We start from the raw sequence: 15,064 nt of genomic DNA, 5'->3' as shown, positions 1-15,064 counted from the left end.
CCGCCCGTCCCCCTTACCGTTTGCGCATCGCGTCCTGCAACGCGGCGCCGAACGATCCCTGCCCGCCGCCCTTGCCGCGCGCGGGTGCGCCGGGTTTTGCGGGCCGCGCCGCCTTGCCGGGTTGCGCCGTCCCCGCCGCCTTGTGCGGCGCGCGGCCGCCCTGTGCGCCGCCATCCTTGCGCATGGTCAGGCCGATACGCTTGCGCGGGATATCGACCTCGGTCACGCGGACGCGGACGACATCGCCCACCTTCACGATCTCGGTCGGGTCCTTCACAAACCGGTCGGCAAGCTGGCTGACATGGACCAGCCCGTCCTGATGCACGCCGATATCGACGAACGCGCCGAAGGCCGCGACATTGGTCACCGTGCCCTCCAGCGACATGCCGGGCCGCAGATCGCCGATCTCTTCGACGCCGTCGGCAAAGCTGGCGGTGACGAAATCGGGCCTTGGGTCGCGGCCGGGTTTTTCCAGCTCGGACAGGATGTCGCGGATCGTCGGCAAACCGAAATTCTCGTCCACGAACCTCTCGGCGCTGATGCCCTTCAGCGCGCCGGCGTCGCCCATGACCTGGCGCAGATCGCGCCCGCAGGCGGCCACGATCCGGCGCGCCACGCCATAGGCTTCGGGATGGACGGCCGATTCGTCCAGCGGCTCGTCGCCCTGGCGGATGCGCAGAAAGCCCGCGCATTGCTGAAACGCCCGCGGCCCCAGCCCCGTCACCTTCTTCAGCGCCGCCCGCGACCGGAATGCGCCCGTCGCATCGCGATGGGCCACGATCGCGGCCGCCAGCGACGGCCCCAGCCCCGCCACATGCGCCAGCAGCGAGGCCGAGGCGGTGTTCAGATCGACGCCGACGGCGTTAACCGCATCCTCGACCACCGCCTCCAGCTTGCGGGCCAGTTGCCGTTGATCCACGTCGTGCTGATACTGCCCGACGCCGATCGCTTCCGGCGGCACCTTGACCAGCTCGGCCAGCGGGTCCTGCAACCGCCGCGCAATCGACACCGCACCGCGCAGCGACACGTCCAGATCGGGAAACTCCCTCGCCGCCTGTTCCGACGCCGAATAGACCGAGGCTCCGGCCTCGGACACCACCACCTTCTTCGGCACCGTCGTGCCCTTGGGCAGCCGTTTCAGCACCTCGGTCACCAGTCGTTCGGTCTCGCGGCTGGCGGTGCCGTTGCCGATGGCGATCAGTTCTGCGCCGTGACGCGCGATCAGCGTCAGCAGGGTGGATTCGGCCCCGCGCAGATCGTTCCTGGGCTGGAAGGGATGGATCGTCGCGGTCTCGACCAGCTTGCCGGTGGCGTCGATCGCGGCGATCTTGACCCCGGTGCGGATGCCCGGGTCCAGACCGATGGTCACCTTCGCCCCCGCCGGCGCGGCAAGCAGCAGATCCCGCAAATTGCGGCCGAAGACGTGGATCGCCTCGTCATGGGCGCGTTTGCGCAGATCGCTCAGCAATTCGATATACATGCTGTTCGACAGACGCACGCGCCATGCCCACCCCGCGACCTGACGCAGCCAATGATCGCCCGGCCCCTCGCCCGCAATGCCGATGGCCTGCGCCACGATCCCTTCGGCCTGCGCGGCGCCGGTGTCGGGGTCGGGCGCGATGTCGATGGTCACGATCTCTTCCCGCGCGGCGCGCAGGATCGCCAGCGCGCGGTGGGCCGGAATGTCGGCCCATTTCTCGCGGTGATCGAAATAGTCGCTGAACTTCGCCCCGGCCTCTTCCTTGCCGGACACCACCCGGGCCGAGATGAACGCCCCGTCCTGCATGAACTGCCGCAGACGCCCAAGCAGCGCGGCGTTTTCGGACAGTTCCTCGACCAGGATGTCGCGCGCGCCCTCCAGTGCGGATTTCACGTCCGCAACCTTGTCGGTGAGATAGGTTCGCGCCAGCGCCGCGGGTTCGGCGGCGCGGTCGGCAAGGATCGCGCGCAGCAGCGGTTCAAGCCCGTTTTCGCGCGCGATCATGGCCTTGGTGCGGCGCTTGGGCTTGAACGGCAGATAGATGTCCTCAAGCGCGGCCTTGGTGTCGGCCGCGGCGATGGCGCGCGCAAGGTGGTCGGTCAGCTTGCCCTGATCGCGGACCACGCCCAGGATCGCCGTGCGCCGCGCCTCCATCTCGCGCAGATAGGTCAGCCGGTCGGACAGGTTGCGCAGCTGCGTGTCGTCAAGCCCGCCGGTCGCCTCCTTGCGATAGCGGGCGACGAAAGGCACCGTCGCGCCGCCGTCCAGCAGCGCCGTGGCGGCGGCGACCTGCGCCGGCTGCGCGTCGATTTCGGTGGCAATGATGCGGGCGATGCGGTGGGCGGTGTCCATGCGATCCTCTTGCTTCTCGGTCAGCGGTGTAGCCCCGCCCGGCCCGCGCGCCAAGCGATCAGTCGCGCGCCAGTTCGGGCAGCCGCGCCATTTCCTCGGGCATGGACCGGGCCGCAACGCTGTCGCGCACCGCCTGCCGCAGCGCGCGGGACCGTTTCAGCACCCGGCGAAACGCCGTTTCGTCCAGCATCAGCAGGCTTGTGGGCGTGATCGCCGTGACTTGGGCCCGGCGCGGCTTGTTCAGCAGCACCCCCATCTGGCCGAACATGTCGCCCCGGCCAAGCCGCGTCGTCTGCCCGGCGATTTCCAGCTCGACCGCGCCCGACGACACGAAATAGACGCTGCGCGACGGGCTGTCCTTGCGCGCGATGACCTGGCCCGCATTGACATAGCGCGTCCGCAGCACCCGCGCCAACTGCCGCAGTTCGCTTTCGTCCAGATCGGCGAACAGCGGGAAGTGGCGGATCAGCTCGTCCCGGCGCAGCGCCAGATCCAGATGCGGCCGCCCCTCGGCCTGCTGGCGGCGGCGGGTGATGTCGGCCATCAGCGCGGTGTGCAGTTCGGCCCCGATCAGCCCGTCCTCGCGCATGGCGTTGTATTCGTGTTCCTCAAGCCGCAGCGCGGTCCGGCGGATGAACCGACGCTCAAGCTTTTCGGCATAGCCCGGATATTGCAGCCGCAGACCCTCCAGCGCGGTTTCGACAGCCTCCTGCCGCCGGGTCAGCAATTCGTGCAGCAGATCGGCCACGCGCCGCCCGTGGATGCGGCGGATGCGGGTGTCCAGAAACCCGTGCAGATCCCGCAGGATCAGCCGCTTGGCCAGCAGCGCCTCGAACCGGTCGGCGGTCATGCGCGCCAATGGCCCCGCGATCCGCAGCCGGTTGCGCAGGAACGACGCGATCCGGAACATCGTGCCATAGCGCAGCCCGCGCCGCGCCGCCCGCTGATAGCCGGTCCGCCCGCCGCTGCGCGCCCCCTCGATCAGGCGGTCGGCATCGGTCAGCATGGTTTCCGACAGCCGCGCGCTGATGGCGCGTTCGCGGAACCGTTCAAGAATCGTTTCGCGCTCATGCGCCGCAATCGCGATGAGACCCAGGGTGATGCGGTCGCGGTCCAGGATCTGGGCGTTATCCTCGGCCTCGGCGCGTTCCACGGCGCGGTCCAGCCGTTCGGCGAAACGCTTGGCCTCGGATCGCACCGTCTCGCGCGTCAGGTCATAGCTTTCGGTGGTGCGCGCCACCTCTTCGCGCACGGTCTGCAGCGCCACGGCGATGACCTGATTGGACAGCGCCTCGTCCAGCGGCGACAGCCGGTCCAGCCGAAGCCGGCCGATCACCCATCGCAGCGTCGTGCCCTGCACCAGCAGCGTGAACAGCGTGAATCCGGTGGCGACGATCCCGACCAGCCGCTTCGTCTCGACCGGCACGCGCAGGCTTTCGGTCACCGCCATCGCCAGCGCCAGCGTCACCGCGCCCCGCAGCCCGCCCCACAGGATCGCCACGCGATACGGGCGTTCGACCGTCGGCGACAGCTTCAGCCGTGTCATCACCGGCAGCAACAGGAACAGGATCGCCGCGCGCGCCACGATGGCTGCCAGGATCACGACCAGGATCAGGGCATAGTCGCCCACCCGCATCTCGCCCAGAAGCCGCGGGATCAGCAGCGCGGCCAGAATGAAGATCAGCGCGCCGGCCCAATGCGCCAGCAGGTTCCAGATCTCTCGCAGGTTGGTCCAGAAGGCGGGGGCCAGCCGCGCCGGACCCGCAAGGCTCAGCGTCAGCCCCGAGGCGACAACGGCGATGACGCCCGACGCCTCGACCACGTATTCGGTGCCGATATAGGCCAGATAGGGCAAGGCGACCGACACCGAAAGCTGCGCCAGTTCATACCGCGCAAGCCATTGCATCAGCACCAGTGCCACCCGCGCGGCCGCCCATCCGCCCGCCGCCCCGCCGGCCAGCAGCCACGGAAAGCCGCGGATCGCGGTGCCCAGATCGGGGCTGGGCACGCCCAGCATCACGAACCCCATGAACAGGCCGAACAGCGCGATGGCGGCGGCGTCGTTCAGCAGGCTTTCGCCCTCGATGATTCGCGCCAGCCGCCGCGGGGCCGAAAGCGACCGGAAGATGCTGACCACGGCCGAGGGATCGGTGGTCGACACGATGGACCCGATCAGCAGGCACACGACCAGCGGCAGCCCGCTGGTCCAGGCCAGGGCATAGCCGATGGTGATCGTGGCCACGAACACCGCCACCACCGCCAGAACCAGGATCGGCACCCAGTCATCGGCCATCCGCCGCGCGTTCATGCCCAACGTCGCCTGAAAGATCAGGGTCGGCAGAAAGACATACAGGAACACGTTCGACCGGATCGGCAGCGCCAGGATCGATTCCGCCACCGGGTTCAGCGCGTCGGTCAGGTCGGTGCGCAGCAGAAAGATCGCGCCCGTCCCGATCATCATGCCCAGCACGGCCAGAATGACGGTATAGGGCAAGGCCAGCCGCGCCGCCAAAGGCTCGGCCACCCCGATCACCACGAACAGCGATGCGACGATTGTGGTCAGAAGAACGATGTCCATGGGCTTGCGATAGCTGGAAAAACATCGTCAGGGAATATTGCCCGCATCATTCTGCGACGCATTTTCGCGAATTCCGCGAACCGGGCCTTGCGCGCGGCGCGCAGCAGGCCGACGCGCCGCATGAAAAACGGGCGCCCCGGGGCGCCCGTCCTGTCGGTTCACCGGCCTTTCGGCCCGCCCGTCAGCAGCTGTAATACATCTGGTATTCGACCGGATGGGGCGTGTGTTCGTAGGCGTAGACCTCTTCCCATTTCAGAGCCATGTATCCCTCCAGCTGGTCGCGGGTGAAGACATCGCCCTGAAGCAGGAAATCCATGTCCTTTTCCAGCTCTTCCAGCGCCTCGCGCAGGCTGCCGCAGACGGTCGGGATCTCGGCCAGTTCCTCGGGCGGCAGATCGTAAAGATCCTTGTCCGAGGCGGGGCCGGGGTCGATCTTGTTGCGGATGCCATCCAGACCCGCCATCAGCAGCGCCGCAAAGCACAGATAGGGGTTGGCCGAGGGGTCGGGAAAGCGCGCCTCGACCCGCTTGGCCTTGGGGCTTTCCGTCCACGGGATGCGCACGCAGCCAGACCGGTTGCGCGCCGAATAGGCGCGCAGCACCGGTGCCTCGAAACCGGGGATCAGCCGCTTGTAGCTGTTGGTCGAGGGGTTGGTCAGCGCGTTCAGCGCCTTGGCATGTTTCAGGATGCCGCCGATGAACCACAGCGCCTCCTGGCTGAGATCGGCGTATTTGTCGCCGGCAAACAGCGGCTTGCCCTCTTTCCAGATCGACATGTTGACATGCATGCCGCTGCCGTTGTCGCCCTTCATCGGCTTGGGCATGAACGTGACCGACTTGCCATAGGCGGCGGCGACGTTGTGGATGACGTATTTGTATTTCTGCATGTTGTCGGCCTGCTCGGTCAGGCTGCCGAAGATCAGGCCCAGCTCGTGCTGCGCGCTGGCGACCTCGTGGTGGTGCTTGTCCACCTTCATGCCCATCCGCTTCATCGTGGACAGCATCTCGCCGCGGATATCCTGGCCGGTGTCGATGGGATTGACCGGGAAATAGCCGCCCTTGTGACCGGCGCGATGGCCCTGGTTGCCCATCTCGTATTCGGTGTCGGTGTTCCAGGCGGCATCGACCGCGTCGATCTGGAACGCCACTTTCTGCGGGGTGATCGAATAGCGCACGTCATCGAACAGGAAGAACTCGGCCTCGGGGCCGAAATAGGCCGCATCCCCGATCCCCGAGGATTTCAGATACGCCTCGGCCTTGACGGCGGTGCCGCGCGGATCGCGGCTGTAGGGTTCGCCCGTGTCCGGTTCGGCGACGTTGCAATGCACGCACAGGGTCTTTTCGGCATAGAACGGGTCGATATAGACCGAGGACGTGTCCGCGATCAGCTTCATGTCCGACTGGTCGATGGTTTTCCAGCCCGCGATCGAGCTGCCGTCGAACATGAACCCTTCTTCGAAAAACTCCTCGTCCACCAGATCCACGTCCAGCGTCACATGCTGAAGCTTGCCGTTGGGGTCGGTAAAGCGGACATCGACATAGGCGACCTCCTCTTCCTGCATCAGCTTCAAGACGTCATTGATTTCCATGTCTTTCCTTTCTTCCTGTCCCTTGTCGCGCGGCACCCGCCCGGGGGCCGGGTGCGCGTCGCCTGCCTAAAGCGCGTCGTCGCCGGTTTCGCCGGTCCGGATGCGGATCGCCTGTTCCACCGGCGACACAAAGATCTTGCCGTCGCCGATCTTCTCGGTGCGGGCGGCGCCGATGATGGCGTCGATGGCGGCTTCGACCTGATCGTCGGGCAGCACCATCTCGATCTTCACCTTGGGCAGGAAATCGACGACATATTCCGCGCCGCGATACAGTTCGGTATGCCCCTTCTGACGGCCGAAACCCTTGACCTCGGTGACGGACAATCCCTGCACGCCGACCTCCTGCAAGGCCTCTTTCACATCGTCCAGCTTGAACGGCTTGATGATCGCCTCGACCTTCTTCATCGCAATTGATCCTTCTTCGCGGCTTGCCTGCGGTCTGATTGGCGGCTTTCCTTGGCAGGGTAAATGACGCAGGCTGCGGATCGCGCGGGGAACGGACGCGACCCCGGCGTTCTGCATGAAAAACAGGCACGATGTTCAGAATTCAGGCAGATGATAGGTTGATCGGCACCGAAATCCTGACAACCGCCCGGATGCGCGCGATCGAGGCCGCCGCCATCGACAGCGGCACGGTGTCCGGGCTGGACCTGATGGAGCGTGCGGGCGCGGCGGTGGCCGGCCAGATCCGCCTGCGCTGGCCGCGCGCGGGTACGGCGACGGTATTATGCGGTCCGGGCAACAATGGCGGCGACGGGTTCGTGATCGCGGGCCATCTGGCGCGCGCAGGCTGGCGCGTGCGGGTTCTGGGCATGGACAGCACCCCGGGCGCGGACGCCGCCGAAATGAAGCGGCGCTGGCGCGAAATCGGCCCGATCCTGCCGCTGAGCCTGTCGGACCTGCACCGCGCCCGCGACAGCGATGTGTTCGTGGACGCGATCTTCGGCACCGGGCTGACGCGCCCGGTTCAGGGCGAGATTGACGCGCTGCTGCGCCACATGGGCGGGTCCGACGGCGACGGCGCGTTCTATCGGTCCCGGCTGGTTGCCGTCGATTGTCCCAGTGGCCTGTGCATGGACAGCGGCGCCTTTCTGGGCCGTCCGCGCGGCCCGCACCCTGACGATCTGCGGGTCGCCCTGACGGTCGCCTTCGACAGCCCCAAACCCGGACATCTGCTGGAACGCGGACCCGATTGCTGCGGCAGGCTGGTGATCGCGGATATCGGGCTGCACCCGTGGCGCACCGGAATCGGCACGAAGGACGGGCGGCGCCCGGCCGATCTGTCCGCGATCTGGCCCGAATTCGACATCGAAGACGGGCGACGACCGCCGGACGCGACGCGCGACCGCAACGCCTGGCTGACCAAACGTCACAGCGTCGAGGGCCACAAGTTCCATCACGGTCACGCGCTGATCCTGGCCGGCGGGCTGGGCCAGGGCGGGGCGGCGCGGCTGGCGGCGCGCGCGGCCCTGCGGATCGGGGCCGGGCTGGTCACGATCTGCCCGCCGAAATCGGCGCTGATCGAACATCTCGGCCCGCCCGATGCGCTGATGCGGCGCCCCGTCGAGGACGCGAATGCATTGGCCGATCTGTTGCAGGACCGGCGGATCGGCGCGGTTGGCCTGGGGCCGGGCTGCGGCGTGGATCGCGCGGGCGATCTGCTGCCGGCGGTGCTGGACTCCGGACGCCCCTGCGTGCTGGACGCCGATGCGCTGACAGCCTTGGCCGCGCGCGGGTTCAAGGGGCTGCACGGCAACTGCGTGCTGACCCCTCATGCGGGGGAATTTGCGCGGCTGTTCCCCGATCTGGCCCGACAGCTTGAGACGGTGCCTCAATCCGGCCCGGCATGGTCGCGCCTTGATGCCGTGCGCGCGGCCGCCGCGCGTTCGGGTGCCACGGTCCTGCTGAAAGGTGCCGACACGGTGATCGCGCGACCGCCGCGCGACGAGCCGGACGCGCAGGGTCAGGCGGTGATCCATTCCGCCACGGATATCCCCTGGCTGGCCACCGCCGGCGCGGGCGACGTGCTGACCGGAATCATCGCCGGTCTGCTGGCCCGCGGCCTGCCCCCCTGCGACGCGGCCAGTATCGGCGTCCTGATGCACGCGCGCGCCGCGCGTCGTTTCGGGCCGGGCCTGACGGCGGACGATCTGCCGCAATCGCTGGCCGCTGTGCTGCGCGATCTGCCGCGCCGAGATTCCCCTCGCACCCGGCCCGCAGCTTTGCTAGAAGCGCGGCCGTTGCGGGTGTGGCGGAACTGGTAGACGCACCAGATTTAGGTTCTGGCGCCGCAAGGCGTGGGGGTTCAAGTCCCTCCACCCGCACCATCAGACACAGAATCGGGGCGCAGCCATCAGGTCGGGGGCGTTTCCTCGACGATCACCAGATCGCGCTCGGACGCGCCTTTCGCGTGCTGTAACGCGGCCTGGTATGCCTCGCTTTCATAGCAGGCCACGGCCGCCTCGAAACTGGGAAAGCGGGCGACCACATTGCGGGGCCGGTCGGTGCCCTCCATCTGCCGGTATCGCCCGCCCCGGGCCAGAAACTCGCCGCCATGTGCCGCGATGGCCGGACCCGCCGCCTTGGCATAGCGGCCATAGGCATCCGCGTCGGTGACATGAACATGGGCGATCCAAAGCGCGGTCATGCGGACTCTCCGATCAGTTTCTCGACCTCGGCAAAGGCCGCGTCGGCCGCGTCCAGACTGGGCGCGCCGCCCTGGGCGCGGTCGGGACGCCCGCCGCCGCCCTTGCCGCCAAGGGCCGCGGTGGCGGTCTGCACCAGCGTCACGGCGCTGAGCCGGTCGGTCAAATCCGGCGTCACGCCGGCCGCGACCGTGGCCTTGCCGTCGGCCTCGGCCAGAACCAGCACCGCGCCGCTGCCAAGCTGCGCCTTCATCTCGTCGATCAGGGGCCCAAGCTCCTTGCCGCCGACGCCTTCGACCTTGCGCGCCACGAACTTGACGCCGCCGATCTCTTTCGCCTCGGCCGCGTTGCCGCCGCCCATCGCCAGCTGGCGTTTCAGCTGCGCCACCTCGTTTGCCAGCGCCTTGCGTTCGTCGGCAAGGGCGCGGACGCGGTTAACCACGTCCTTCGACTGCGCCTTCAGCAACCCCGCGATCTCGCCCAACTGGCGATCCGCGTCGCGCAGATGATCCAGCGCGGCCTGTCCAGTCAACGCCTCGATCCGCCTGACCCCGGCGCTGGAGGCGCTGTCGCCCAGCACCGCGAATGCGCCGATATCGCCCGTCCGCCCGACATGGGTGCCGCCGCACAGCTCGATCGAGTAGGTCTGGCCGTCGGCGCCCTTGCCGGAATTGCCCTGCCGGCCCATCGACACGACCCGCACCTCATCGCCGTATTTCTCGCCGAACAGGGCCTGCGCGCCAAGGGCGCGGGCATCGTCGGGGGTCATGATCCGGGTTTCGACCGGAGAGTTCTGGCGGATGAACTCATTCACCTCGGCCTCGATCTTGGCCATTTCCTCGGGCGTCACCGCATGGTTGTGGCTGAAATCGAAACGCAGCCGGTCGGGCGCGTTCAGGCTACCGCGCTGCGCCACGTGTTCGCCCAGGATGCGCCGCAACGCCTCGTGCAGCAGATGGGTGGCGGAATGGTTGGCACGGATCGTGCTGCGGCGGGCGTGATCGACCGACAGCTGCGCGCCCTGTCCGCGATGGATCGTGCCCATCGTGACCTCGGCCATGTGGACGAAGACGCCGGCGATCTTTCTGGTGTCGGTGACGCGCGCGGCGCCGGTTTCGGTGCGGATCAGCCCGGTATCCCCGACCTGCCCGCCCGATTCGGCATAGAACGGCGACTGGTTCACCACGATCTGGACCGCCTCGCCCGTTTCAGCCTGTTCGGCTTCGCAGCCCTGGGCGACCAGCGCCAGGATCTGACCCTCGGCCTCTTCGGTGTCGTGGCCCAGAAATTCGGTCGCGCCGTGCCGGTCCGCCAGATCGTACCAGATCGCCGCATCCGCGGTTTCGCCGCTGCCGGCCCACGCCGCCCGCGCCTTGGCCTTCTGTTCGGCCATCGCCGCGTCGAAGCCCGCGCTATCGACCGCCCGGCCCTTCTCGCGCAGCGCATCCTGCGTCAGGTCCAAAGGAAAACCATAGGTGTCATACAGCTTGAACGCCGCCTCGCCCGGCAGCGCCGCGCCGTCGGGCAGCTTGGCCAGCTCGTCGTCCAGCAGGCGCAGCCCGCGATCCAGCGTCTGGCGGAACCGCGTCTCCTCGCTGCGCAGCGTCTCCTCGATCAGCGGCCGGGCGCGGTTCAGCTCGGGATAGGCGTCGCCCATCTGCCGCACCAGTTCCGGCACCAGCCGGTGCATCACCGGGTCCTGCGCGCCCAGCATATGCGCATGCCGCATCGCGCGCCGCATGATCCGGCGCAGCACATAGCCGCGGCCTTCGTTCGACGGCATCACCCCGTCGGCGATCAGAAAACCGGTCGAGCGCAGGTGATCGGCGATCACGCGGTGATGCACCTTGCCCGGACCGTCGGGTTCGCTGCTGGTGGCGTGGGCGCTGGCCTCGATCAAGCTGCGCATCAGGTCGGTGTCGTAATTGTCGTGCTTGCCCTGCAACAGCGCGCCGATCCGTTCCAGCCCCATGCCGGTGTCGATGGACTGCATGTCCAGGGCCCGCATGCTGCCGTCCTCGAACTGCTCGTTCTGCATGAAGACGAGGTTCCAGATCTCGATGAATCGGTCGCCGTCTTCCTCGGCGCTGCCCGGCGGACCGCCCCAGATATCCTCGCCGTGGTCGAAGAAGATCTCGGTGCAGGGGCCGCAGGGGCCGGTCGGACCCATCTGCCAGAAATTGTCGGCGGTGGCGATGCGGATGATCCGGTCGTCCGGCAGGCCCGCGACCTGTTTCCAGATTCGGGCGGCCTCATCGTCGGTGTGATAGATCGTGACCAGCAGCCTGTCCCTGGGGATGCCGAAATCCCGGGTCAGCAATTCCCACGCGAACGCGATGGCCTCGGACTTGAAATAATCGCCGAAGCTGAAATTCCCCAGCATCTCGAAAAACGTGTGGTGGCGGGCGGTATAGCCGACATTGTCCAGATCGTTGTGCTTGCCGCCGGCGCGCACGCATTTCTGCGCCGAGGTGGCGCGCGTGTAATCGCGCGTCTCGACGCCGGTGAACAGGTTCTTGAACTGAACCATGCCGGAATTGGTGAACATCAGCGTCGGATCGTTGCGCGGCACCAGCGGGCTGCTGTCCACCACGCGGTGTCCGTTCTTCTCGAAAAAGCCGAGAAAGGTCGATCGGATATCGTTCAGACTGGGCATCGGGGGCCTTCATCGCAAAGCATGCCGTCCGGCCGCGGGCCGGGCTGCCGCCGGTCTAACCTTGGCGCCTGGCGCTGTCCAGCAATCCCGCGCCCCGCCCCTCGCGCTCTTTGGCAAATACCTTGGAGGGTCCGGCGCGCCGCGCCGGACGGGGCAAAGCCCCCCGGAGGAAAAACCGCGCGCCGGGGCATCGCCCCGGCGCTCCGCAGGGTCAGCCGGCAGCCGTAGTGCCGGACGCGGCAGCAGGCCATCCCGGCTTCACTCCTCGGTCAGCGCCTCTTCCTCGCCGCCGGAGACGCCGAAATCCAGGCCGTGGCTGGCGCGGATCTTGTCCTCGATCGCATAGGCCAGGTCCGGATGTTCGCGCAGATACTGCTTGGCGTTTTCGCGCCCCTGTCCGATCCGCTCGTCGCCATAGGAATACCAGGCGCCGGACTTTTCGACCACGCCGGCCTTCACGCCCAAATCGACCAACTCGCCCATCTTGCTGATGCCTTCGCCATACATGATGTCGAACTCGACCTGCCGGAACGGAGGCGCGACCTTGTTCTTGACCACCTTGACGCGGGTCGAGTTGCCGACCACCTCGTCGCGATCCTTGATCGAGCCGGTGCGGCGGATGTCCAGACGCACCGAGGCATAGAATTTCAGCGCGTTGCCGCCGCTGGTGGTTTCGGGGCTGCCGAACATCACGCCGATCTTCATGCGGATCTGGTTGATGAAGATCACCATGCAGTTCGACCGGCCGATGCTGGCGGTCAGCTTGCGCATCGCCTGGCTCATCAGCCGGGCCTGGGCGCCGACCTGGTGATCGCCCATGTCGCCCTCGATCTCGGCCTTGGGCGTCAGCGCGGCGACCGAATCGATGACGACCATGCTGACCGCCCCCGACCGCACCAGCGTATCGACGATTTCCAGCGCCTGTTCGCCGGTATCGGGCTGGCTGATCAGCAATTCATCCAGATTGACGCCCAGCTTGCGCGCATATTGCGGGTCCAACGCGTGTTCGGCGTCGACGAAGGCGCAGACACCGCCCTTCTTCTGTTCCTCGGCCACGGCGTGCAGCGTCAGCGTCGTCTTGCCGCTGCTTTCGGGACCATAGATCTCGATGATCCGGCCCTTGGGCAATCCGCCGATGCCCAGCGCGATGTCCAGCCCCAGCGAGCCGGTCGAGGTCGACTCGATCTCGGTCACCGGGTTGTCCTTGCCCAGCTTCATGATCGAGCCCTTGCCGAATTGACGCTCGATCTGCGCCAGCGCACTGTCCAGCGCCTTCTGCCTGTCCGCGCTGCGTTTGTCCTTCATGTCGAAAATGCTCGCCTGTGCCATGTCGTCCTCATTGTTATTTCACAGCCCTCGGGACGGGGCAATCTGTTGGACCGGAAATGTGTTCACTTCTTGTTCTTCACATCAATGCGCCATCCGACGCAGGTTTTCAAGCCCGAACCGCGCGATTCGCCGGTGTTTCTGTCACGCATCATCCGGCCGAACCGATTAAGAAAGCGTTTACATCGCCCGACCACATGGGTATCGGGGCCCCGCCTGACGATCACGACACGGGGACACGGCCGCGCATGCTGATATTCTGGGACCAGAGACTGGTGTTCCTGGCCACGCCGAAGGCCGGCTCAACGGCCATCGCCGCGGCGCTGGAGCCGCTGGCCTCGGTCTCGATCCAGCGCCCGCCGACCCTGAAGCACACCGATATCGCCGCCTATCGCCGGCATGTCGGTCCCTGGCTGCGCGCCAGCACCGGCGAGGATTTCACCACCATGGCGTTGATGCGCGAACCGGTGGACTGGCTGCGCAGCTGGTATCGCTTCAAGCTGCGCGACGATCACGAGGACCCGCTGCACCGGATGGAGGGGGTCAGCTTTTCGCGATTCGCGGACGATTACATGACGCCCGACGGGCCGTCCCGGCTGATGGTCGGGACCCAGTCGGGCTTTCTGACCGATGGCGCGACGCAGGTGGACCGGATCTTTCGCTACGAGGATATCGCCGCCTTCGTGGAGTTTCTGGAAGACCGGCTGGACTGCGCGATCGAGCTGCCGCGCATCAACGTCCCGCCCTCGGTCGATGTCGATCTGGCGGCGGATCAGGAAGCCCGGCTGCGCACCGGCATGGCGGCCGACGCGGCGCTTTACGCCACGCTGTAGGACGCGGCGCAGCCGGCATCCCGCGCTTCACCCACGTCCCGCCGCGCGTTAGACTGGTCGCCTCTGGACAGGAGGCGACCGGATGAAGGGGTTTCACAGCCGCATCGAGTGGGCCACCGCGCTGGCGCAAGGGGGCGACGAGGCGCTGCAGCACGAATTGCAGGCCGAACGCGCCTCGGCACTGGGGCTGGCCGGGCGGCGGCTGGAACGCGCGCTGGCCGATCTCGCGCGCGATCCGGACACGGATACCGAGGACCGGCTGAACCGCGCCGGTCGCATTGCGTGGGAATTCATGGTGATGCGGGAAATGGCGGGGCTGCGCGACTGGCCGCAGGTGGTGCGCATCTATGCCATCCCGCAAAAGGTTTTGCACCGGATGGGCGCGGCCGCGACCATCCGGCAGAAGCCCGGCGGCTGACCGGCCTCAGCTGCCCGCGATCACGCGGACATAGTTCATCGTTTCGCGATAGGGCGGGATGCCGCCATATTTCGACACCGCGCCCGGACCCGCGTTATAGGCCGCCAGCGCCAGCCGCCAGTTGCCGAACTGGTTGTACATCATCCGCAGATAGCGTGCCCCGCCATGCAGGTTCTGCACCGGATCGTTCGGGTTCACCCCCAGCTTGGCCGCCGTGCCGGGCATCAGCTGCGCCAGACCCGTCGCCCCCTTGTGAGAGCGCGCGCGCGGGTTCCACCCCGATTCCTGCTGCACGAGGCGCAGGAACAGATCCTCGGGCACCCCGTATTTGCGCGCCGCCGCCCGCGCCTGCGGCATGAAATCGCTGCGCTTGCCGCGATAGGCCGGGATGTTGCGCGACAGCTGGATGTCGACGACGCTGCGATTGCCGCCGCCGGGCTGAAGCCGCGCCGACTGCTGATACTGCCCGGCCAGCCGCGAATCCATCAGCCGCGTCTGGCGGGCGAACTGATCGGCCCGCGATTTGGACGAACTGCCCGACAGCCGCAGCCCGTCTGCCGCCGCCGGAACGGCCATCGCCGCAACCAGTGCTGCGCACAGCACGAATTTCGCCTTTGGAATGATCTGCATCTTTCCGCCCCTCGTTCTTGTCGGAAATTGCGCCAGGCGGCGCCGCGATTTTTGCCAT

General features: G+C 67.3%; 11 protein-coding genes and 1 tRNA gene. 4 read left to right on the top strand and 8 right to left on the bottom strand.

Annotated elements, in window-relative coordinates; translation table 11 throughout:
- Positions 1–13: 13 nt before the first annotated feature.
- From JHW45_RS05570 to JHW45_RS05555, 4 genes are all read right to left on the bottom strand, one after another.
- Positions 14–2,332, bottom strand: a complete 2,319-nt coding sequence (locus JHW45_RS05570; RefSeq protein WP_272859942.1) for a Tex family protein — start codon at positions 2,330–2,332, stop codon at positions 14–16.
- A 58-nt stretch (positions 2,333–2,390) separates the two neighbouring features.
- The gene (locus JHW45_RS05565) at positions 2,391–4,910 is read right to left on the bottom strand and encodes a cation:proton antiporter (RefSeq protein ID WP_272859941.1); all 2,520 of its coding nucleotides are present in this window, start codon (positions 4,908–4,910) and stop codon (positions 2,391–2,393) included.
- Positions 4,911–5,091: 181 nt separating this feature from the next.
- Positions 5,092–6,498 carry a type I glutamate--ammonia ligase gene (gene glnA, locus JHW45_RS05560; protein ID WP_272859940.1) on the bottom strand — a complete coding sequence of 469 codons (1,407 nt, stop codon included), beginning with the start codon at positions 6,496–6,498 and terminating at the stop codon, positions 5,092–5,094.
- Positions 6,499–6,564: 66 nt separating this feature from the next.
- A complete protein-coding gene (locus tag JHW45_RS05555) occupies positions 6,565–6,903 on the bottom strand; it encodes a P-II family nitrogen regulator (protein ID WP_272859939.1) in 339 nt (112 codons plus the stop codon).
- Between the two features lie 158 nt (positions 6,904–7,061).
- Here JHW45_RS05555 and JHW45_RS05550 point away from each other — a divergent pair, with 158 nt between their 5' ends.
- A complete protein-coding gene (locus JHW45_RS05550) occupies positions 7,062–8,762 on the top strand; it encodes an NAD(P)H-hydrate dehydratase (protein WP_336385805.1) in 1,701 nt (566 codons plus the stop codon).
- A tRNA-Leu gene (locus JHW45_RS05545) sits at positions 8,741–8,825 on the top strand. The genes JHW45_RS05550 and JHW45_RS05545 overlap by 22 nt, the downstream gene beginning before the upstream one ends.
- 26 nt (positions 8,826–8,851) lie before the next feature.
- Here JHW45_RS05545 and JHW45_RS05540 read toward each other — a convergent pair.
- From JHW45_RS05540 to recA, 3 genes are all read right to left on the bottom strand, one after another.
- Positions 8,852–9,145, bottom strand: coding sequence for a DUF1330 domain-containing protein (locus tag JHW45_RS05540; protein WP_272859938.1), 294 nt, complete (start codon positions 9,143–9,145; stop codon positions 8,852–8,854).
- Entirely contained in the window at positions 9,142–11,799 is a 2,658-nt protein-coding gene (gene alaS / locus JHW45_RS05535) for an alanine--tRNA ligase (protein ID WP_272859937.1), read from the bottom strand. Before alaS ends, JHW45_RS05540 begins: the two co-directional genes overlap by 4 nt.
- A 258-nt stretch (positions 11,800–12,057) precedes the next feature.
- On the bottom strand, positions 12,058–13,128 hold the full coding sequence (gene recA / locus JHW45_RS05530; RefSeq protein WP_272859936.1) for a recombinase RecA: 1,071 nt from the start codon (positions 13,126–13,128) through the stop codon (positions 12,058–12,060).
- 245 nt (positions 13,129–13,373) lie between these two features.
- Between recA and JHW45_RS05525 the strand changes: the two genes are divergently transcribed.
- Positions 13,374–13,958, top strand: coding sequence for a sulfotransferase family 2 domain-containing protein (locus JHW45_RS05525; RefSeq protein WP_272859935.1), 585 nt, complete (start codon positions 13,374–13,376; stop codon positions 13,956–13,958).
- Between the two features lie 82 nt (positions 13,959–14,040).
- Positions 14,041–14,376 carry a DUF6665 family protein gene (locus tag JHW45_RS05520; protein WP_272859934.1) on the top strand — a complete coding sequence of 112 codons (336 nt, stop codon included), beginning with the start codon at positions 14,041–14,043 and terminating at the stop codon, positions 14,374–14,376.
- A gap of 6 nt (positions 14,377–14,382) precedes the next feature.
- Here the strand turns inward: JHW45_RS05520 and JHW45_RS05515 are convergent, their stop codons facing one another.
- Complete coding sequence (locus JHW45_RS05515) at positions 14,383–15,006, bottom strand: lytic transglycosylase domain-containing protein (protein ID WP_419181835.1); 624 nt, start codon at positions 15,004–15,006, stop codon at positions 14,383–14,385.
- Between the last annotated feature and the right edge of the window lie 58 nt (positions 15,007–15,064).

The organism is Paracoccus stylophorae, assembly GCF_028553765.1.
In the GTDB taxonomy this organism is placed as follows: domain Bacteria; phylum Pseudomonadota; class Alphaproteobacteria; order Rhodobacterales; family Rhodobacteraceae; genus Paracoccus; species Paracoccus stylophorae.
The sequence above is the reverse complement of the archived record's forward strand: the minus strand, read 5'-3'. Positions and strand labels throughout refer to the sequence as shown.

Excerpts from the sequence above, each read along its gene's own strand:
- JHW45_RS05570 (WP_272859942.1), bottom strand. The coding sequence starts at position 2,332 with ATGGACACCGCCCACCGCATCGCCCGCATCATTGCCACCGAAATCGAC.
- JHW45_RS05565 (WP_272859941.1), bottom strand. The coding sequence starts at position 4,910 with ATGGACATCGTTCTTCTGACCACAATCGTCGCATCGCTGTTCGTGGTG.
- glnA (WP_272859940.1), bottom strand. The coding sequence starts at position 6,498 with ATGGAAATCAATGACGTCTTGAAGCTGATGCAGGAAGAGGAGGTCGCC.
- JHW45_RS05555 (WP_272859939.1), bottom strand. The coding sequence starts at position 6,903 with ATGAAGAAGGTCGAGGCGATCATCAAGCCGTTCAAGCTGGACGATGTG.
- JHW45_RS05540 (WP_272859938.1), bottom strand. The coding sequence starts at position 9,145 with ATGACCGCGCTTTGGATCGCCCATGTTCATGTCACCGACGCGGATGCC.
- alaS (WP_272859937.1), bottom strand. The coding sequence starts at position 11,799 with ATGCCCAGTCTGAACGATATCCGATCGACCTTTCTCGGCTTTTTCGAG.
- recA (WP_272859936.1), bottom strand. The coding sequence starts at position 13,128 with ATGGCACAGGCGAGCATTTTCGACATGAAGGACAAACGCAGCGCGGAC.
- JHW45_RS05525 (WP_272859935.1), top strand. The coding sequence starts at position 13,374 with ATGCTGATATTCTGGGACCAGAGACTGGTGTTCCTGGCCACGCCGAAG.
- JHW45_RS05520 (WP_272859934.1), top strand. The coding sequence starts at position 14,041 with ATGAAGGGGTTTCACAGCCGCATCGAGTGGGCCACCGCGCTGGCGCAA.
- JHW45_RS05515 (WP_419181835.1), bottom strand. The coding sequence starts at position 15,006 with ATGCAGATCATTCCAAAGGCGAAATTCGTGCTGTGCGCAGCACTGGTT.